Annotated in this window: 17 protein-coding genes and 1 pseudogene; 15 read left to right on the top strand and 3 right to left on the bottom strand. The window is 68.6% G+C overall.

Annotation, left to right across the window (positions count from 1 at the left end):
- Positions 1-7 precede the first annotated feature (7 nt).
- The 7 genes from AC5L30_RS10820 to dcsG all read left to right on the top strand — a co-directional run bounded on the left by AC5L30_RS10820 (position 8) and on the right by dcsG (position 8,951).
- Positions 8-2,731 carry a helix-turn-helix transcriptional regulator gene (locus AC5L30_RS10820; protein ID WP_494866868.1) on the top strand — a complete coding sequence of 908 codons (2,724 nt, stop codon included), beginning with the start codon at positions 8-10 and terminating at the stop codon, positions 2,729-2,731.
- Positions 2,732-3,523: 792 nt separating this feature from the next.
- Entirely contained in the window at positions 3,524-4,324 is an 801-nt protein-coding gene (locus tag AC5L30_RS10815) for a YqcI/YcgG family protein (RefSeq protein ID WP_494866867.1), read from the top strand.
- Positions 4,324-5,133 carry an arginase family protein gene (locus tag AC5L30_RS10810; protein WP_494866866.1) on the top strand — a complete coding sequence of 270 codons (810 nt, stop codon included), beginning with the start codon at positions 4,324-4,326 and terminating at the stop codon, positions 5,131-5,133. The genes AC5L30_RS10815 and AC5L30_RS10810 overlap by 1 nt, the downstream gene beginning before the upstream one ends.
- Positions 5,134-5,154: 21 nt before the next feature.
- Positions 5,155-6,132 carry a cysteine synthase A gene (gene cysK, locus AC5L30_RS10805; RefSeq protein WP_494866864.1) on the top strand — a complete coding sequence of 326 codons (978 nt, stop codon included), beginning with the start codon at positions 5,155-5,157 and terminating at the stop codon, positions 6,130-6,132.
- A gap of 12 nt (positions 6,133-6,144) precedes the next feature.
- A complete protein-coding gene (metX, locus tag AC5L30_RS10800) occupies positions 6,145-7,269 on the top strand; it encodes a homoserine O-acetyltransferase MetX (RefSeq protein ID WP_494866862.1) in 1,125 nt (374 codons plus the stop codon).
- Positions 7,270-7,303: 34 nt separating this feature from the next.
- On the top strand, positions 7,304-8,029 hold the full coding sequence (locus AC5L30_RS10795) for an SDR family oxidoreductase (RefSeq protein WP_494866861.1): 726 nt from the start codon (positions 7,304-7,306) through the stop codon (positions 8,027-8,029).
- A 13-nt stretch (positions 8,030-8,042) separates the two neighbouring features.
- Positions 8,043-8,951: a D-cycloserine synthetase gene (gene dcsG, locus AC5L30_RS10790; RefSeq protein WP_494866860.1), complete on the top strand. Its 909-nt coding sequence runs from the start codon at positions 8,043-8,045 to the stop codon at positions 8,949-8,951.
- Here the strand turns inward: dcsG and AC5L30_RS10785 are convergent.
- Positions 8,938-10,374, bottom strand: coding sequence for an aminotransferase-like domain-containing protein (locus AC5L30_RS10785; RefSeq protein WP_494866859.1), 1,437 nt, complete (start codon positions 10,372-10,374; stop codon positions 8,938-8,940). The genes dcsG and AC5L30_RS10785 overlap by 14 nt on opposite strands.
- Between AC5L30_RS10785 and AC5L30_RS10780 the strand changes: the two genes are divergently transcribed.
- Together AC5L30_RS10780 and AC5L30_RS10775 are read left to right on the top strand one after the other, a co-directional pair.
- Positions 10,373-11,275, top strand: a complete 903-nt coding sequence (locus tag AC5L30_RS10780) for a DMT family transporter (protein WP_494866857.1) — start codon at positions 10,373-10,375, stop codon at positions 11,273-11,275. The genes AC5L30_RS10785 and AC5L30_RS10780 overlap by 2 nt on opposite strands.
- The gene (locus AC5L30_RS10775; protein WP_494866855.1) at positions 11,272-11,655 is read left to right on the top strand and encodes a transposase; all 384 of its coding nucleotides are present in this window, start codon (positions 11,272-11,274) and stop codon (positions 11,653-11,655) included. Before AC5L30_RS10780 ends, AC5L30_RS10775 begins: the two co-directional genes overlap by 4 nt.
- Positions 11,656-11,921: 266 nt before the next feature.
- On the opposite strand, the gene AC5L30_RS10770 is transcribed toward AC5L30_RS10775, so the two are convergent.
- Positions 11,922-12,842 (bottom strand): fatty acid desaturase family protein, encoded by a 921-nt coding sequence (locus AC5L30_RS10770; RefSeq protein WP_494866854.1) that lies wholly within the window; start codon positions 12,840-12,842, stop codon positions 11,922-11,924.
- A gap of 405 nt (positions 12,843-13,247) precedes the next feature.
- On the opposite strand from AC5L30_RS10770, the gene AC5L30_RS10765 reads away from it, so the two are divergent.
- From AC5L30_RS10765 to AC5L30_RS10755, 3 genes are read left to right on the top strand one after another with little or no spacing between them, the layout of a single operon-like run.
- On the top strand, positions 13,248-13,481 hold the full coding sequence (locus AC5L30_RS10765; RefSeq protein WP_494866853.1) for a hypothetical protein: 234 nt from the start codon (positions 13,248-13,250) through the stop codon (positions 13,479-13,481).
- A gap of 52 nt (positions 13,482-13,533) precedes the next feature.
- Positions 13,534-13,965, top strand: a complete 432-nt coding sequence (locus AC5L30_RS10760) for a phage holin family protein (protein WP_494867201.1) — start codon at positions 13,534-13,536, stop codon at positions 13,963-13,965.
- Positions 13,962-14,432 carry a DUF3618 domain-containing protein gene (locus AC5L30_RS10755; protein ID WP_494866852.1) on the top strand — a complete coding sequence of 157 codons (471 nt, stop codon included), beginning with the start codon at positions 13,962-13,964 and terminating at the stop codon, positions 14,430-14,432. The genes AC5L30_RS10760 and AC5L30_RS10755 overlap by 4 nt, the downstream gene beginning before the upstream one ends.
- A 278-nt stretch (positions 14,433-14,710) precedes the next feature.
- On the opposite strand, the gene AC5L30_RS10750 is transcribed toward AC5L30_RS10755, so the two are convergent.
- Positions 14,711-15,115 carry a DIP1984 family protein gene (locus tag AC5L30_RS10750; RefSeq protein WP_494867200.1) on the bottom strand — a complete coding sequence of 135 codons (405 nt, stop codon included), beginning with the start codon at positions 15,113-15,115 and terminating at the stop codon, positions 14,711-14,713.
- 146 nt (positions 15,116-15,261) lie between these two features.
- Between AC5L30_RS10750 and AC5L30_RS10745 the strand changes: the two genes are divergently transcribed.
- The 3 genes and pseudogenes from AC5L30_RS10745 to AC5L30_RS10735 all read left to right on the top strand — a co-directional run bounded on the left by AC5L30_RS10745 (position 15,262) and on the right by AC5L30_RS10735 (position 19,113).
- Positions 15,262-17,103: a LamG-like jellyroll fold domain-containing protein gene (locus tag AC5L30_RS10745; protein ID WP_494866851.1), complete on the top strand. Its 1,842-nt coding sequence runs from the start codon at positions 15,262-15,264 to the stop codon at positions 17,101-17,103.
- A gap of 276 nt (positions 17,104-17,379) precedes the next feature.
- A pseudogene (locus AC5L30_RS10740) lies at positions 17,380-18,256 on the top strand (IS5 family transposase).
- Positions 18,257-18,336: 80 nt separating this feature from the next.
- A complete protein-coding gene (locus AC5L30_RS10735) occupies positions 18,337-19,113 on the top strand; it encodes a hypothetical protein (RefSeq protein WP_494866850.1) in 777 nt (258 codons plus the stop codon).
- Positions 19,114-19,141: the final 28 nt, after the last annotated feature.

Genomic DNA, 19,141 nt, shown 5'->3' with positions numbered 1-19,141 from the left:
GGGTGACGTGCCGAGTAACACCTACAGTGCCGTATTGCGGGGGCGGCGGCGCGAGCGGGAGACGCTCGACCGGCTGCTGCGCGACGTTCGTGCCGGACACAGCCGGGTGCTGGTGCTCCGCGGCGAGGCGGGTGCCGGTAAGAGCGCACTACTGGACTACCTGAGCCAGAACGCTTCGGCCGGTCGGGTGACCCGGGCCGCCGGGGTGGAGCCAGAGTCCGAGATCGCCTACTCGGCGCTGCAGCAACTCTGCGCACCGCTGCTCGGTCACCTCGACGCGTTGCCGGAGCCGCAACGAGTCGCCCTCGCCACCGCGTTCGGGCTGAGCCCCGGCGACCCGCCGGAAGGGCTGCTCATCGGCCTCGCTGTACTCGGTCTGCTCGCGGAGGCCGCGTCGGAACGCCCGCTGGTCTGCATCGTGGACGACGTGCAGTGGATGGACCGGATGTCGGAGGTCATCCTCACCTTCGTCGCCCGCCGGTTGGACGAGGAGTCGGTCGCGCTGGTTTTCGCCTCCCGCAGCCCGGGGGACGAACAGATCCTCGGCAGCCTGCCGGAATTGCGCGTCGACGGGTTGCCGGCCGCGGAGGCGCGGGCGCTGTTGGACTCGGTCCTGTCCGGGCCAGTCGACAATCGGGTCCGCGAGCGGATCGTCGCCGAGACGCGCGGCAACCCACTCGCACTGCTCGAACTGCCGCGCGGCCTGACACCGGCGCAGCTGGCGTTCGGCTTCGGCGGACAGGCCGCGACGCCCTTGGTGAACCGGATGGAAGAGAGCTTTCAACGGCGCATTGCCGCGCTTCCGGCGAACACGCGTCGGCTCCTGCTCGCCGCAGCGGTCGAGCCGGTGGGTGACGTGACCTTGCTGTGGCGCGCCCTCGATCGGTTGCGGGTCGGGCCCGACGCTGCCGCGCCGGCCGAGGCCGCCGGGCTCGTCGAGTTCGGGGCCCGGGTGCGGTTTCGTCACCCGCTGGTTCGTTCGGCCGCCTGGCGGTCGGCCGAGGCCGCGGAGTTGCGTGAGGTGCACCGTGCGCTCGCCGAGGCGACCGACCCGGAGCACGACCCCGACCGCCGCGCCTGGCACCGGGCCCATGCCGCCCTCGGGCCGGACGAGGAGGTCGCGGGGGAACTGGAGCGTTCGGCCGGACGGGCGCTCGCCCGAGGCGGCCGGTCCGCCGCTGCGTCCTTCCTGGAGCGCGCCGCCGAGCTGACCCCGGACCCGAGGTCCCGTGGCGCACGCGCGTTGGGCGCGGCGCGCGCTCGGCTGGAGGCCGGGGAGCTGAATCAGGTGCCGGATCTGCTGGCGGCGGCCGAGTCGGGTCCGCTCGAACCGTTACAGCAGGCCGGGGTGGAACGTCTGCGGGCGCAAGTCGCCTTCGCGTTCAACCCCGGCAGGGCAGCCGGCCCGCCACTGCTCGCGGCTGCTCGCCGCCTTGAAGAACTCGATCTCCGTACGGCCCGGATGACGTACCTGTCGGCGGTGGGTGCCGCCGTGCACGCCGGCCGCCTTGGTGGCGGTGACCTGCGCCGGGCGGCCGAAGCCGCCCGCGGCGTGCCGGCCGGCGACGAGCCCGCTGGCCTGTTCCTGACCGGCCTCACGGCGTGGACCCTGGACGGGTATGCGCCCGCCGTACCGCATCTCCGCCGTGCCCTCGACACGATGACGGCGGACGAGAATCTGCACCTGCTCTGGCTGGCCGGGCCGGTCGCGCACGAGGTGTGGGACGACGCGGCCTGGTATCGACTCACCGAACAGGCGGCCCGCTTCGCCCGTACCACCGGGGCGCTGTCGCTGCTCCCCACGGCCTTGACCTTCCGCGCGGGGGCCCTGGTGTTCGCCGGGCGCTTCGCCGACGCGTCCGACTTACTCGACGAGGCCGATGCCCTCGGCCAGGCCACCGGGATGGCGCCGCATCCGTCCGCGTCGCTCACCCTGGCCGCGCACCGGGGCCGGGAGTTGCCCGCGATGGACCTGATCGACGCGACCATCAGGGACGCCGAGGCGCGCGGTGAGGGTCGCCTGCTCGGTCTGGCCGGCTATGCCAGGGCGGTGCTGTGCAACGGACTCGGCCAGTATCCGGCCGCGCTGGACGCCGCGCGTCAGGCTATTGAGTACGAAGACCTCGCCGTCTTCAACTGGACGCTCGGCGAGTTGGTCGAGGCCGCCGTCCGAGCCGGGGACGTCGACGTAGCTGCCGAGGCCCGCGAGCGCCTTGCGCAGCGGGTCGGCGCAGCCGGCACGGACTGGGCTCTCGGCGTCGGGGCCCTCGCCGACGCCCTGGCAGGACCGTCCGGGCAGGCCGAGGTCCGGTACCGCGAGGCGATCGAGCGACTGACCCTGGGTCAGCTCGGTCTGCAACTGGCCCGGGCCCGACTGCTGTACGGCGAGTGGCTGCGCCGGGAGAACCGCCGCGCCGACGCCCGCACCCAGTTGCGCGCCGCTCACGAGGCGTTCGCCACGATGGGCGCGGAGGCATTCGCCGAGCGGGCGAGCCGAGAACTTCTCGCCACCGGCGAGACCGTCCGCAAGCGGACGATCGGCGTGTCTGTCGAGCTCACTCCACAGGAGGCGCAGATCGCGCGACTCGCCATGGTGGGGCAGACCAACCCGGAGATCGGCGCCGCGCTGTTCCTCAGCCCGCGTACGGTCGAGTGGCACCTGCGTAAGATCTTCACGAAGCTGGGCATCGGGTCACGCAGGGAGTTGGCGGCGGCCCTGCGCGACCGCTGACCGCGGGCCGGGCACCGCGGGACGCGCGCAACATTCGGCTGGCGAGGCACAGGGGGCGAGTGCGGCTTCACATGCGGTCTCGCCGCCGACGTCACTCTGCCGTTCGCCCCATGCGCGTCAGTCTTCGGTGGGCAACCACCGCGCCGTCGGCGCCCGTCGGCGAACTGCTCGCCCTCCACGGGACATCGGCAATTGACGGCCGACCGTCTCCCACCTGCCCGAGCGACATCTTGGATCTCCCAAGTGCCGTACCCGATTCATCGGATTCCATCGCCGGCACGCCGGTTGCCGCCGTGCGTGAGATAACCCCCTTGGTCGTGGTGAACGCCCGCCTCGAAGCTCCACCACGCTGACAAACACCGATGTCTGAAGGAATCGGACATCGCGTCCTGGTCACCAAAATAAACACGCCCGGTACCACCCGGACGGGTTGACGGCCTGGGTCAGATGGGCCAAGATTTCTTCTGTCGAAGGCAACGACGAAACGGTCCTGTAATCGCTCGCCATTCGGGAGTCGGTTTAATCACCCCTGGTGGATGCGACCCAAAGATTGTGTCGCATGCGGTGCCGCACGCACGGTCGACAACCTGCGCCGACCTGGCACCGAACCGACGACGGCGTCGGTCTGAAGACCTCCACCAGGCGCTTTCGCTCGATTCTGTTGCTCCTCATTGCCTTTGCGACGGCCGCAGATCTACTCGCTGCGGGCCTCGATTCCGCATACGCATAATCGAGTCCGCCGGGATGGCGTGCGCCGGGACCATTTACGGGGAAGGACCGTCCAGATTGGACATGTTCAGCGGGGAAGAAATACTGTTGATGCAGGAGCACGTGACCGAGCGAGCCCAAGGCTGGCATCGCTCCGCATTCGATGATCTTAGCTTTCGGCTCAACGATCCCGACTTTCCGTGCGTTTTCTCCCGGAACGCGTTCAGGAAGGGGATCATCAATTTCATCTTCGTCGAAAGCGCCGACGAAAAGGGCATCGGACGCCTTGCCGAAGGGCTCAAGCGCTATGTCGATCTCGCCAACCGCTGGGATGGCCGCCTCGACACCGCAAGCCCTCTGGTGGTGGCGTTCGCGGCGAATGCGGTGCGGGCGCGGACCGTCGAGGACTACCACGCCTTCGGCTGGCGGATCCTCAACGGCCTCCACGACCTCGACATCGCTCCCTGGCCTGACGAGGTGGCGACGGAACCCGACTCACCCGGGTGGTCGATGTGCTTCAACGGCATGCCCCTCTTCTGCAACATGAGCAGCCCGGCAAACCAGAAACGGCGCAGCCGCAATCTCGGCGCCCACTTCGCCATCGTCATCAATCCGCGTGCGCGCTTCGACGTCTTTGCCGGTGACACGCCCAGCGGCCGCAGGGTACGCGCCAACATCCGCGACCGCATCGACCGCTACGACGGCACTCCCCACTCCCCGCACCTGAGTTCCTACGGCAGCGGTGCCCTCGAGTGGCTTCAGTACGGCCTCGCCGAGGCTGACGACGAGCGGACAGATCGATGCCCGTTCGCGTCGGGCCAGCACGACACCGCCTCGTTCTCCGGCGGTCACGACCATGATCCATCCAGAAAGGATGCTTCTTGATGATAGACCTCATCGTCTCCCAGGGACGGGTGGCGGACCGAGCGGCGCGGATGATCGAGGGCGCTGCTCGTACCGCGCAGGCCCTGGCGGAGCGCTACGGGCTCTCCGCGCAGTACATTGGGACACCCGCCCCAGCGGTGAACGACGACTGGACTCAGAGCCTGCCCCAGGCCCGCCAGACGCTGGACTCTATGGCGAGAGCGGTCACCACGAGCCTCGACGGCGGGAACCTTCCGGTTCTGCTGAACAACACGTGCTCCGTCAGTCTCGCCACGCTGCCAGTCGTCGCCCGGCGGTTTCCTGACGCCGTCGTGCTCTACATCGACGCACACGGCGATTTCAACACTCCGGACACGACGGGAAGCGGCTATCTCGGCGGCATGGTGTTGTCCGGCGCATGTGGCCTGTGGGACAGCGGCCACGGTGCCGGGCTGAAGCCCGAGCAGGCGATCCTGGTCGGTACCCGCGACGTCGACCCAGGCGAGCGGAAGCTCATCGAAACCGCTGGAGTGCGCGTCATTCCCCCAAGCCAGACGACGGCGGAGAACGTCCTGGCCGCCATCGGTGACGCACGGGTATGGGTGCACATCGACTGGGACGTCATGGACCCGGGCGCGGTCCCTGCGGACTACACGGTGGACGACGGCCTGCTGCCCGCGCAGATCCGGGCGATCTTCGACGCCATTCCGGCTGAACGTCTGATCGGCGTCGAGCTGGCCGAGTTCAACGCCCCGGCGGACGAGGAGCAGATCGAGCAGGCTCTCGCCGTGATCCTTGACATGGTCTCCCCCGCGTTCGTCGCGGCCTGACGTCGAAGGACGGTTCGCACAATGCCCCTCTATGACAGCATCCTCGACACGATCGGCCGCACCCCGATCGTCCGGCTCCACCGGATGGCCCCGGCGCACACCGCGGTCTATGTGAAGGTCGAGTCGTTCAACCCCGGTGGTTCGGTCAAAGACCGCCTCGCCCTGGGCGTGATCCTGCACGCCGAGGCCAAGGGGTTGCTCAAACCCGGCGACACCATCGTGGAGTGCACCTCGGGCAACGTCGGCATCGCCTTCGCGATGGTGGCTGCCGCCCGCGGCTACCGGTTCGTGGCGATAATGGGCGACACCTACTCCAAAGAGCGGCGCAAGCTCATCCGCGCGTACGGCGGGAAGGTGATCCTCTTCCCCGGCGCCCTCGGCAGCAGCGGCGGCAATCAGATCGCCGACGACCTGGCCGAGAAACATGGCTGGTTCCGGGCCCGGCAGTTCGACAACCCGGCCAATCCGGCGTACCACCGGGAGACCACCGCTGCCGAGATCCTCGGCGATTTCGCGGGTAAACGCCTGGACTACTTCGTCACGGGCTTCGGCACCACTGGCACGCTGACCGGCGTCGGCCAGATGCTGAAGTTGGCGCGCCCCGACGTACGCGTCGTAGTTCTGGAGCCCGAGAATGCCGCCGTCCTGGCCGGCAAGGAATGGAACGTACACCAGATCCAGGGTCTCGCCCCCAACTTCGTGCCCAGCGTCCTCGATCAGACCGTCATCGACGAGCTCGTGACGGTGGACGAGGTCGTGGCGCGCGACACCGCACGCCGTCTCGCTGCCGAGGAGGGCATCTTCGTCGGCATATCGGCCGGCGCGGCCCTGGCCACGGCGCTGCGGACCGCCGAGACGGCGCCCGAGGGCTCGGTGCTGCTCGCGATGCTTCCCGACACCGGTGAGCGCTACCTGTCCACTTTCCTGTTCGACGGCATGAACGAGGAGTCGGATGACGAGTGGCTCGCCGCCCAGGACGCCGGCAGCGGCAGCGCCTGATCGGGACCGCGGATGAGGGAGTTCATTCCGGCGGCCACCCGTTTCGTCACACTGCCCGACGGCTTCGCGATGAAGCGCGGCGGGGTGCTCGACGGAGCGCGGGTCGCGTACGAAGCCGTCGGGCGGTTGAACGAGGCGCGCGACAACGTCGTGCTGGTCCTCACCGGCATGTCCCCTGACGCGCACGTCGCCGCGCACGACGAAGACCTCACTCCCGGCTGGTGGGAGCACATGGTGGGGCCGGGCCGGCCGATCGACACAGACAGGTGGTACGTGATCTGCGTGAACGCCCTGGGCAGCTGCAAGGGTTCCACCGGGCCGGCCTCGGTCGACCCCGCCACCGGCGAGCCCTACGGGATGACGTTCCCGCAATTGTCCATCGAGGACATCGCCGACGCAGCCGCGGTACTGGTCCGCGCTCTGGAGTTCGACACGCTCAGCTGCGTCGTTGGGGCGTCCATGGGCGGGATGAGCGCCCTCTCCCTCCTGGTTCGTCATCCCGGTCTGGCGCGCAACCTCATCAACATTTCCGGGGCGGTGCACTCACTGCCCTACGCTATCGCCGTCCGCTCACTGCAGCGCGAGGCGATTCGGTCCGACCCCCGGTGGTCGCACGGGCGCTATCGCGATGACGTCCTGCACTACCCGCGGTCCGGGATGCGCCTCGCGCGCAAGCTCGGCATGATGACCTACCGCTCGGCCCGGGAATGGGATCAGCGCTTCGGCCGTGCCCGGCTCACCGGGAAACGCCGGACGGAGAACCGTCCCTTCGACCCCGAATTCCGAGTCGAAGGCTATCTGCAGGCACACGCGGACCGCTTCGCACACCGCTTCGATCCCAACAGCTACCTCTACCTCAGCAGGTGCATCGACCTGTTCGATCTCGGCGAATCATGCGGTGGCACCTCGGACACGGCGCTGGCAGGGCTGAGCCTGGACGCGGCGCTGGTGATCGGGGTGGAGACCGACACGCTGTTCCCGCTGCACCAGCAACGCCAGATCGCGGACGGTCTCCGCAAGGGCGGAACGGAGGTGCAGTTCAAGGCGCTGGAGTCGGACGAGGGGCACGACGCTTTCCTGGTGGATGTCGCCCGCTTCGGCCCACCGATCGCCAAGTTCTTGTCACTGATCTGGTAGTGAGGAGTAAGCCTTGTCCCTGACCCCCTCGAAGTTGGCGCTCGTCACCGGCGCCAACCGCGGCATCGGCCGTGAGATCGCTCGGCAGCTCGCGGAGAACGGCGTTCACACCCTGGTCGCCGGTCGCCGCCGGGAGGCGGTGACGGAGGCCACGGCGAGCCTGCGAAGCATGGGCCTCGACGTCGCGCCGCTCGTCCTGGACGTCACCGCGCCGGACAGCATCGCCGAGGCCGCCGACAACGTCGGTGAGAAGTATGGCCGGCTGGACATCCTGGTCAACAACGCGGGCATCCGCGTCGAGGAGTACGGCAAGCGGCCCTCCGAGCAGCCCATGGATCAGTGGCGCCAGACCTTCGATACCAACCTGTTCGGCGTCGTCGAGGTGACGGCGGCCTTCCTGCCTCTCCTCCGTCGATCCACAGCTGGCCGCATCGTCAACGTTTCCAGCCTGTTGGGGTCGCTGACCAAACAGAGCGACCCGACCTCATACGTTTACAGCGATGCCTTCAAGTCGCTGCCCGCCTACAGCGCCTCCAAGAGCGCGGTGAACTCCTGGACGGTGCACCTGGCGTACGAGCTGCGAGACACGCCCATCAAGGTCAACTCGGTGCATCCGGGCTACACCAAGACGGACCTGAATGACGGCGCGGGCGACCTGGAGGTCGCCGTCGGCGCGAAGACGAGCGTCGACATGGCCCTGCTCGGCTCGGACGGGCCGACCGGCAGCTATCTCCACCTCGGCGAATCGCTCCCATGGTGAAGGGGTTCCGACAATGAGCAGACTCGCTCTGGTCACCGATGAGGTCAGCCTTCCGATCGATTACGACATGGCCCTGCTGCTTGACGCCTGCCGTGCCGCCGAGCTCGTTGCCGAGGTGTGTGACTGGGAGGATCCGACCGTCGACTGGTCCGGGTTCGACGCGGTGCTGCTCCGTTCCCCGTGGTCATACGTGGATCGTCTGCCGGCCTTCCTCGCCTGGTGCGAGCGTGTCGCCGCGGTGACGGATCTCCACAACCCGCTGCCGGTGGTGCGCTGGAGCCTCGACAAGCGGTACATGGCCGATCTCGCCGCTCGCGGCGTGCCGGTGGTACCGAGCACGTTCGTCCGGCCCGGTAGTGACCCGTCCGCGGCGGTACGGCAGTTCCTCGACGGCCATCCCGAGGCCGCGGAGTTCGTCGTCAAGCCCACGGTGGGTGCCTACTCGAAGGACGTCCAGCGTTTCTCCCGCTCCCACGCGCCCAACGCAACCGCCCACGTCGCACGGCTGCACTCTGAGGGCCTAGTCGCGCTGCTCCAGCCGTACCTGGAATCGGTCGACCATGACGGTGAGACGGACCTGATCTATTTCGGCGGCGTCTACAGCCACGCCATCCGCAAAAGCCCGATGCTCATGCCGGACGGCACGGTCAACGTGCCCACTTTCGAGAGCCGCACGCCCCGGATGGCAGAGGACGATGAACGCGCAGTGGCCTCGGCGGCGCTGGCGGCGGCCGGCGCGCGGCTCGGGTTGGACCGTCCGCTGGTCTACGCCCGGGTCGATGTGATCCGCGGATTCGACGGCGCGCCTATCGTACTGGAACTGGAGTTGTGCGAGCCGTCGCTGAACCTGCCGTTCACCGACCACGGTCCGACGCGTTTCGCGGAGGCCATCGCCGGGCGGCTGGGGATCAGTGCTCGATGAGCAGCGGCGCGAGCCGGCGGATGGCGTCGTCGACGTCGGAGGCCGACGGTGCCGCAACATAGCTGAGCCGGACATGCCGGAGGCTGTTGCCGGTGGCGGAGAAGTTTGTGCCGGGTGTGATGGCGACGCCCTTGGCGAGAGCGGCGGGGACCAGTTGATGCTCGTCGAGGTGCGCTGGAAGCGACACCCACAGGTGGTAACCGCCGCGGGGGCGACGGGCGAGAGAGTGGTCGCCGAAGGTCGCCAGAACGGCCTCGGTGGCCACCTCGCGCCGGTGCGCCAGGGCGACGCTGAGCGCTTTGAGGGCCCGCCTCCAGCCGGGGGCGGTCACCATCTCCAGTGCGGTCAGCTGCAGCGGAGCGGGCACGAACAGCATGTCGATGACGTGGGCGGATCGCAGTCGGGCCAGGACGGGGCCTCGGGCCGCGATCGCGGCGACGCGCAGGTTCGGCGAGCTCACCTTGGTCAGCGATCTGATGTGGACGATGGTGCCGTCCGGGTCGTCGGCGACCATCGGCGGCGGCGCGGTGAGGGCGTCGGCATGCGCCATGTGCCGGGCGAAGTCATCCTCGATGACGAAGGCGGCGTGCCGGCGGGCGATGGCCCGGATCTCCTCCTGCCGGACCGTCGAGACGCTCGCCCCGGTGGGGTTCTGGAACAGCGGCTGGACGATGATGACGCGCGCACGGGTACGAGCGAGGGCCCGGTCGAGATGATCCGAGTGCAGACCGTGGGCATCCATAGGGACCGGAACCGGCCGCAGGCCCGCAGCATGGGCGGCCGCAATGGCACCCGGGTAGGTCGGCGACTCCAGGAGGACCGGATCTCCCGGCTGGGCGAGCGCGCGCAGCGCGATGGCCAGCGCGCTCTGCCCCGCCGCGCAGACCAGGATGTCATGACGACCGAGGCCGCCGCCGATATCGGCGGCGAACCAGTCGCGCAGCTCGGGCAGCCCGCCGGCGGGCGGGCGATCCCACGCCTCGGTGCGTCTGGCCGCGCGCGACATCGCCGTGGCCAGGGTGCCCAGCGGTTGTAGCCCGGGATGAAGGTAGCCACCGTTGAGGTCGACGATGTCCGGACCGGACGTCGACAGTGTCTGCAGCAGCGCGGGTGCCTGGAAGTCACGCAGGGTACCGATCGAGGCTCCGTCGGCCCCCACCGGGTCGAGGGCCGCCTCCTGCCAGGACGTGTCCCCGGTGCGGGTTGCCGGCCGGGCCGCCGTGCGGTACGTCCCGGCGCCAGGGCGAGGTGCGATGAGGCCGCGCTGGGCGAGCAACGCCAGCGCCGCGGAGACGGTGGTGCCGCTCGCGGCGAAGCGCCGTACCAGCTCGCGATGGGTGGCGATGCGGGTGCCTTCCGGCAGTAGCGCTATTTCCTCTGCGATGGACTCCGCCAGAAGACGGGAACTGCTACTGTTTGACATGAGTACGGAGAATAGCGCTATCACTCTGGTCCGGATATCACCACTCGCGAGCGGGACGGTGTTCGCCGCGCTCGGTGTGCTGAGCTTCTCGTTCAGCTTCCCGGCGACCCACTGGGCGCTCGACGGGTTCGGGCCGTGGAGTGCCACCGGGGTTCGCGGTGTCCTCGCCGCGGTCATCGCGCTCACCGCTCTCCTCGCCACCCGCACGCCGTTGCCGGCCGCCGGCGACTGGCCGGCCCTCGCCGTGGTGGCAGCCGGCTGCGTGATCGGCTTTCCGCTGCTCACCACCTTCGCTCTGCAGACCTCGACCACGGCCCACTCGGCGGTCGTCATCGGTGCGCTACCCATGGCCACCGCAACGATCTCCGCGCTGCGCACCGGGCGTCGCCCGTCGAAACTGTTCTGGGCGGCCGCTTCGATAGGTGCGGCCACGGTCATCGCGTTCACCATCTCGCAGAACCACGGCCGGCCAACGATCGCCGACCTCTACCTGTTCGGCGCGCTGCTGGTCTGCGCCGCCGGCTATGCGGAAGGCGGACGGCTCTCCGCGCACATGCCCGGCTGGCAGGTCATCGCCTGGGGGGTCGTTCTCGCGGCACCGGTCAGCCTCGCCGTGTGCGCGGTCGCGCTCCCGCAGGAGCCGGTGCGCCTGACGGCCGAGGCAATCGGGGGCATGGCGTACATCGCGGCCATCTCGCAATTCGGCGGGTTCGTGGTCTGGTATCGCGGCATGGGCCTCATCGGGGTGACCCGGGCCAGCCAGCTACAACTCGCCCAGCCGCTGCTGACCCTGGTGTGGGCGGTCCTCCTGCTGGGTGAGCACCTCAGCGCCATGGTGCCGCTGACCGCGACCGTCGTCCTCTGCTGCATTGTCGTCACACAACGGGCCAGGACGGCATGAATTCGCTCAAGCAGACCGGGCCGGAGCTCGTCCACCACCTGGTGCCGGATGCACTGTGGGAGTTGTTCCGGCAGGTAGTGCCGGTCACGGTCGTACGCCGGCCGCAGGGTGGCGGCCGGCGCCGCGCCGACGACCGGCACGTGCTGGCGGCCATCGTCTACGTCGCCGGCACCGACCGCGCGTGGCGGCAGATCCCCGCGAGCTTCGGGGTTTCCTGGCCGACCGTCTATCGGAGGTTCGCGGAATGGCGTCAGGCCCAGGTGTGGACCCGCCTCCTGCAGTTGGTCGCGGAGCTCCACCACGAGAACGACGAGCTGAACTGGTCCCGGCGGGTGATCGGGGCGGTGTATTCGCGAGCGGCACGGGATGGCGGTTGTTGACACTTCGCGTCTTCGACAGTTGAAGACTTCATGCCCCGTCGCTTGAACAGAAGCTGGACCGTCAGGCAGAGCAGAGCACCGCCTGGCCGTCCTGCGTCGTGCCGAGGAATTCACGCGCCACTTCTACCTACACCAGTACCGCTTCGAAGAGGTCCTCCGCACCGCACCTGCCGTCCGGCGACCGGCGACCGGCGACCGGCGACCGGCGACCGGCGACCGGCGACCGGCGACCGGCGACCGGCGACCAGAGCGTGCGCAAACCAGTCTCAGTCGTTGCCCTGGCGGTTCGCTCCGGCCCCGATCGCGCGCAGGTGCGCCAGCCCCTGTGACCAGGACTGGATCAGAGTGGTTTCGTGGTAGGCGATGCCATGTTCGGTGCAGAACTGGCGGATCAGTGGCTGGGCGTGGCGCAGGTTCGGTCGGGGCATGCTGGGGAAGAGGTGGTGTTCGATCTGGTAGTTGAGCCCGCCGAGGAGTGCGTCGAGGAGCCAACCGCCGCGCACGTTGCGGGAGGTGAGGACCTGTCGGCGTAGGTAGTCGAGGTCGTCGGCCTCGGTCAGGATGGGCATCCCCTTGTGGTTCGGGGCGAAGGAGCTGCCGAGGTAGAGGCCGAAGAGTGCCTGGTTGACCAGGATGAACACGATCGCCTGCGGAACGCTCAGGACCAGCAATACGGCTGCGAGGTAGCCGGCGAAGTGCAGGACGAGCAGTCCGGCTTCCGCCGGTCGGTGCCTGAGGCCTCCGCGGCTGACGACCGCCCGGACGCTGGCGGCGTGCAGATGCAGACCCTCCAGCATCAGCAGGGGGAAGAACAGCGCCGCTTGGTGCCGGACGAACAGCGCCCGCAGGCCGCGCTGCGTCGCGGCCTGGCCCGGGGTGAAGGACAGTGGGGCCACGACGATGTCGGGGTCGCGGCCTTCGGTGTTCGGATGGGCGTGGTGGCGGTTGTGCTTGTCGACCCACCACCCGTAGCTGATTCCGGTCATCAGGTTTGCACAGATCATGCCGAGCACGTCGTTCGCCCGACGGGATCGGAAGATCTGTCGATGCCCGGCGTCGTGACCGAGAAACGCCAGCTGTGCGAGCAGCACCGCGACCCCGACCGCGGTGGCCGTCTGCCACCACGACGACCCGAGCCGAACGAACGCCACGCCCATCAGCACGAGAAAACCCAGCAGAACCGTCACCCGGGCCGCGTAGCGGCGCGGGTGACGGTCGAGGAGACCCGCGCTTCGGATCAGGCGACACAGCTCGGCGTACGCACTGCCACGGTCACTACGGGCACCAAGATCCGCATTACTCACGCTCGCCACTCCCTGTACGACCGCCCAGCTCAGGTTAGGGGTCCGCCAGCAGCCACTAGCGGGCAGGCACGCAACCCATCGAGTGCTGCAGACATCGAACAAGCGAAGCACCGCTTGATGGTTCCAGTCTTCCTCACAGCCGCCTCTCGCAGGAGGAAACGGCAGCTCACGGCAACCACGGCGCAAGCACCGTTCACCTTCATGCAAGTCCGCCGATTAAACGCCTAATCTCGCCGGTCGAGTCCGACAATCAGGACTATGAGGTCACGTCGGATTCAGGAGGTTGTCATGGCGCGAAAGAAGAAGTCCATCGCACGGCAAACGCTCATCGTTGCCTTCGCGGCCGGAGCGGTGACCGGAGCGGCGAGCATGCTCACGCTCCGAGGTCGCCGCCAGGATGGTGGTTTCCCGGCAGCTGACGTCGCGGGCCAGCTCGACGACGGCCTCGCGCCGATGACCGGCAGGCGTATCGATGCCCCGCCGCACGGGCCCGAAAGCTTGCCCGCCGCGCAGCACCACTGACCCCCGGGCAGCGCCTCGGACCACTCCGTGCCTGACAGAGATGAGAACACTGATGCCAGAACGATCTAGCGCCAACCCCGGCACCGCGTCTGCTGACACGCCGGTTGCCGAGTTGGTGCAGCGTGCCACCGATCAGATCACCAGGCTGGTGCGCGACGAGCTGACGATGGCGCGTGCGGAAATGACTGCCAAGGGCAAACGCGCGGGCGCCGGCGCCGGGCTGCTCGGCGGCGGCGCGATGCTCGGGATCTTCGCCGGCGCGACCGCCGTCGCCACGATCGTGCTGACCCTGGCCGCGATCATGCCCGACGCCGTGGCCGCCCTGATCGTCACGGTGATCCTTGCCGCCGCCGCCGCGATCGCGGCCCAACGCGGTAAGAAGCAGGTCAGCACGGCAATGCCCGTCACACCCACCGCAACCAGAGACAGCGTGCGAGCCGACGCCGAGACGATACGTGGCGCCGCGAACCGGAGACAGCCATGAGCACGCCACCCGGAAGCAGCAACCCGGACCAGACCCGACACGATATCCAGCAGACACGCGCCGAACTCGGCGAAACCATAGCCGCACTGACCGCGAAGACCGACGTCAAGACCCGCGCGCGCACCAAAACGACCTCCGCCGTCGGCGGACTCCGACAGCGGGTCACCCAGGCCGGTCAATCGGCGAAGACCAGAGCGACGCAGCTAGCCCACACAGTCAGCCAGAATGCCTCCCAGCGCACCACGTCGGTGAAGCAGAATTCACAGCACACGATCGGCACGGTACGAGGCTCGCTGAAGGCCGGCGCTCAGACCACCGGCAAGGCCGAGTCCACCCTGATCACCTCCGCACGCGCCGCCACCACCAAGATCGGCAGTTTGGTACGCGCGAACTCCGTGCCAGTCCTCGCAGCCACCGGCACTGCGGCAGCCCTCGCGATCGTTGCCTACCGGCGCCGGTTCCGGTAGGCAGTTCGGCTGACTGCCGCAACCCGCCTGGTCGGGCTCAACCTCCTCGGATTGGCTGGTGAGGGCGGCCAGCGCGGTGGCGACGGCGGGCTGGCCCGGCCACCCTGCCGCCGGAAAGAGCGCCGCCTCGTTGCCCTGCAAGAAGCCCAGTTCCTCAGCGACCAGCCTGCAGACCACGGCCGCGCCGAGCGGCGAACCGTCCGGTGGGACATCCGGGGACAACCACGGCCGCGCCTCGATGGCGTACCGCCGTTCGGCCCGCTCGTTACGCAGGGTGCTCAACTCGCTTCGACCCAGCCGCACGCGCCGACACGATCATCGCCGGCCCCGCCTTGCTGCGGTTCTCCATGTCCGACGCACAGTGCTGGCCGACGCCGACGTACGTCCGTCGCGATCCGGGACACCCGGTCGGCGGTGTGCGCCATGCCCGGCGGCCCGCGCTGACCTTCCCCGGCCGCGGCGTCCGCCGCGGGCGTGACCACGCTGTGCCGCAGGCAAAGGACGTCACGGCGCGCGAGCACGTCGGTGAGAGTGCCACCCTCCAGCACCGTGGTCGCGTTGGTGCGATTGATCCGCCGGATCAACGACTCCAGCTCACCGAGTACCTCACCCACCTCTGTCAGGAGAGCTGCTGCATCCTCAGCCGGCGCCTCGCCCTCCTGGTACCGAGCGCTGGCGGCGATTCAGGAACGAGTTGGTCGGCTCGGCGCAGGCGGCAGGTGGTCGAGGTTCACGGGGAGTTCGGCCGGCGTTGTCGGTCGCCATGATCAACGTTCGTGGTCGGGGGGCGTACTGGGCCTGGAGCATCACCCGATCTGAGGAGCAGTCCATGCAAGAAGGCCCGAGTCGGCGCCGATTCCTTCAGAGCGCCGGCCTGGTCGGTGCCGGTCTGGTCGCCGCTGGCACCGTCGGGGCCCAGGACCCCGCGTCGGCCAGTGCGCAGGGCGGTGGGCGGCCCGACCCCGATCTGTCTCGTTTCACGCTCGCCGTCATCCCGGACACGCAGTACCTCTTCGACACCGACCGCGGTGACCCGGCGCCGTTGGCGGCGAGTCTGCGTTGGATCATTGACAACCAGGCGGAGCGGAACATCGTGTTCACCGCCCACCTCGGCGACATCGTGGAGAACGCACGCGCCGACGAACTTGCCGCCGCCGGCAAGGTGTTCGAGGCGTTCGACCGTCGACGGGTGCCGTACAGCGTGCTCGCCGGCAATCACGACATCAACTCGTCCACGACCGACCAGCGGGGGCCGAGCCCGTACCTCGACGTGTTCGGGCCGCAGCGGTTCCGGAAGCTGCCGACGTACGGCGGTGCGACCAAGGACGGGTACAACACGTACCACGTCTTCACCGCCGCGGGGCGGCAGTGGCTGCTGCTGGCGCTCGACTGGCGTCCGTCGGACGCCGGTCTCGCCTGGGCGAAGTCGGTCCTGGCCGCGCATCCGCGCACTCCGGTCATCCTTACCACCCACGACATGGTGTACGCGGACGACAGCGGAGCGGCGACGCTCTCCGGGCACGGTCAGCGGCTCTGGGATGAACTCGTCGCGGAGAGCGACCAAATTTTCCTCACCCTCAACGGGCACTACTGGCCGCCCGGCCGGACCGTGCTGCGCAACGCCGCCGAGCACGACGTGCACCTGCACATCACCAACTACCAGGACCGCTACTACGGCGGCAGCGCGATGATCCGGCTCTACCAGTTCGATCTGGCGCGCAACACGATCGACGTGGAGACCCTTTCTCCGTGGATCCAGGGGCAACGGCCCGAGCAGCGCAACGTCCTTGAGCAGCGCGAGATGGAGCTGACCGACGCCACCAACCGATTCAGCATCGGGGTCGACTTCGCGGCGCGGTTCGCCGGCTTCGACCCGGTGCCGCCTCGTGCGCCCCGCAACCCCGCCACCATGCTGGTCCCCGGCACGATCGCCTACTGGCGGTTCGACAAGGGGCGCGGCGACGGTGTCGCGGTGCCGGACGGCGACCGGATCGAGGATCTCTCCGGTCGGAGGAACCATCTCACCCGGGTCACCCTTGCCGGCAGTGGGCCGGAGGCGCTGCGCTGGTCCGGCGAGCACCACCCCGACCAGCCGGCTCACGCCAGCCTCCGCTTCGACGGTGCCAAGAAGCCGGCGCGCGGCGCGTACCTGCGAACCGTCGACGACGCCCCGCTCAACGCCGAGACCCTGCGCAACGGCTACACCATCGAAGCGTTCGTCAAGCTGCCCGCCGACGTCAGGGCGAGCAACCACGCGTGGATGAGCATCCTGAGCCGCTTCGGCGCGGGTCGGGACGCGGGCAAGACCGGCGGTGACCCGTCGGAGCCGATCGCCACGCTGAGCCTGTCGGACGGCATGGCGTTGCAGTGGGCCGTCTTCCCGCTCAACCAGAACGACATCTCCAGCAACTGGGGCCACGAGATGCCCGCTGACGAGTGGTTCCACGTCGCGGTGGTCAACAACGGGAAGACCACCACCCTGTACGTCGACGGTGCCGAACTGCTGCGCAACCCCGCCACCCCGGCGGTCGGTCTGGCCACGTCGAACGAGCCGTGGCTGATCGGGGCGTACCACTACGACCGGATCGTGGAGCAGGGCTTCTATGGCTGGATCGGTGACATGCGGGTGGTGAACCGGCCGCTGCCGGTGAGCCAGTTCATGCGGGCCTGACGGTGCAGGTGGCGTGGAGTGGGCTCGACGGTTCGGCCCGCCCCACGCCACCTCCGTGCGTTGGTCTCTGTCGCTAGCGCTGTCATCCGCGTGCGAGGAGCTGACGGGACGCGCCACCGCTCGGCACGCCCTCTAGGGCCTGTGTCGAAGTCGGCGGTGGTGCCTGAGCTGGTGTGCCGTTCGGCGTGTCGGAGATCGGGATATGGCGAGGTCTCCGGTAGATGGTTCAGCGACCAAGCAGAACCTGAAACCGGAGACCTCGTGGGCACCCTAGCGGTGACGAGGCGGTTTGACCTGACTGACGTGCAGTGGGCGGTGTTGGAGCCGTTGCTGCCGGCGCCGAAGCGGCCGGGTCGACCGTCGTTGTGGAGTAGGCGGCAGTTGATCGATGGGATGCGGTGGCGGATCCGGGTGGGTGCGCCGTGGCGGGATGTGCCACCGCAGTACGGGTCCTGGTCAGCGGTGTATGCGTTGTTCCGGCGGTGGCAGCGCGACGGGACCTGGAAGCGGCTGCTCACCGCGTTGCAGGCCCTTGCCGACGCGGCCGGGCGGATCACCTGGGACGTGTCGGTTGACTCGACCAGCGCCCGCGCCCACCAGCACGCGGCCGGGGCGAGGAAAAGGGGGATCTGCAGGCCGAACCACCCGGCGGCGTCAGCGTCGAGCCGGCCGACCATGCGCTTGGCCGGTCCCGCGGTGGGTTGACCACAAAGCTGCACCTGGGCTGCGAGCAAGGACAGAAACCCCTCGCCATCGTGCTGACTGCCGGCCACCGCGGCGACAGCCCGCAGTTCATCCCGGTCTTGACCGCCATCCGCGTCCCCCGCCTGACCACCGGCCGCCCGAGAACCCGCCCAGACCGCGTCCTGGCCGACAAGGCTTACACGTCGAAAGCCAACCGCGCCTACCTGCGCCGGCGCGGAATCGCCGCGACGATCCCGAGCAAGGCCGACCAGGACGCCCACCGACGGGCCAGGGATCCAAGGGAGGCCGGCCGCCCGCCTTCGACCCGCACATCTACCAGCAGCGTCACGCCGTGGAGTGCGGAATCAATCGACTCAAGCGCAATCGGGCCGTGGCCACCCGGTTCGACAAGCTGGCCGTGCGCTATGAGGCCACCATCCACCTCGCCGCCATCAACGAGTGGCTGTGACCGACTCGACATAGGCCCTAACCGAGTTTGATCTAGACCCACCAGGTAGCGGTCCGGCTTGTGTCGTGTTGACTGATCGCATGGTCGATTGGTCCGAGCGAGACCTCCAGCAACTTCCGGACGACGAGATTATGGCGTTGCTGGATCGGCTGGAGCGAGAGCCGAGCGCTGACTTGTGGAAGGAACTAGACAATCGCCTGATCACGGAGGGCGAGTGTTGGTACTCGGCAGGCTACGCGGCCCTGCCGCGCCTGAGTGCCTTAGCCCAGATGGGCGCAGAGGAACACCGTCAGGCAGCCATCCAGCTTGCGTCGATGATCGCCATGACCTTGCACCGGCATCACACCGATGACGATCTGGTGCGCGCCGATCCGTCTGCCCTGGCCACCCTGCACCGCCTCACCTTGTCACACCTTCCAGGCATGAACGGCGACCAATTCCGTTGGTACTTCCAGGCAGCTGCCGCTTTTGCCGGCTACACGTTCTGGGCAACGATCAGCCTTGACTTCTCCGACGAGCACTACCGCATCGAATGCCCCCACTGCGCCACACTGCTGATGATCGTGATTGGCGATTACGGTCGCTACTCGACGATCCGCGACGAATGGGAAGGCGATATTCACCGAATCCCACTACGTCCGGCCAACCCCGCGATCCTCGACAGGTTCCGCCAGCGGATGCACTATACCGCCGCCGCGTGCGGCGAGTCAGTCCTGGCGGATGGACTGACCTACCTGTTCGGCAACGCGACCTGCTGCAACTGTGACATCACCTTCAACATCGCCGATTGGTACGAAGCCCAAAACAGTCCCACCCAACCCATTGATCCGGTCATACCCCGCGTCGACCGCTCCTAGTAAACCGCGCCCACACATCGGCGCCGCC

Source organism: Micromonospora sp. BQ32, from assembly GCF_059358895.1.
The sequence above is the reverse complement of the archived record's forward strand: the minus strand, read 5'-3'. Positions and strand labels throughout refer to the sequence as shown.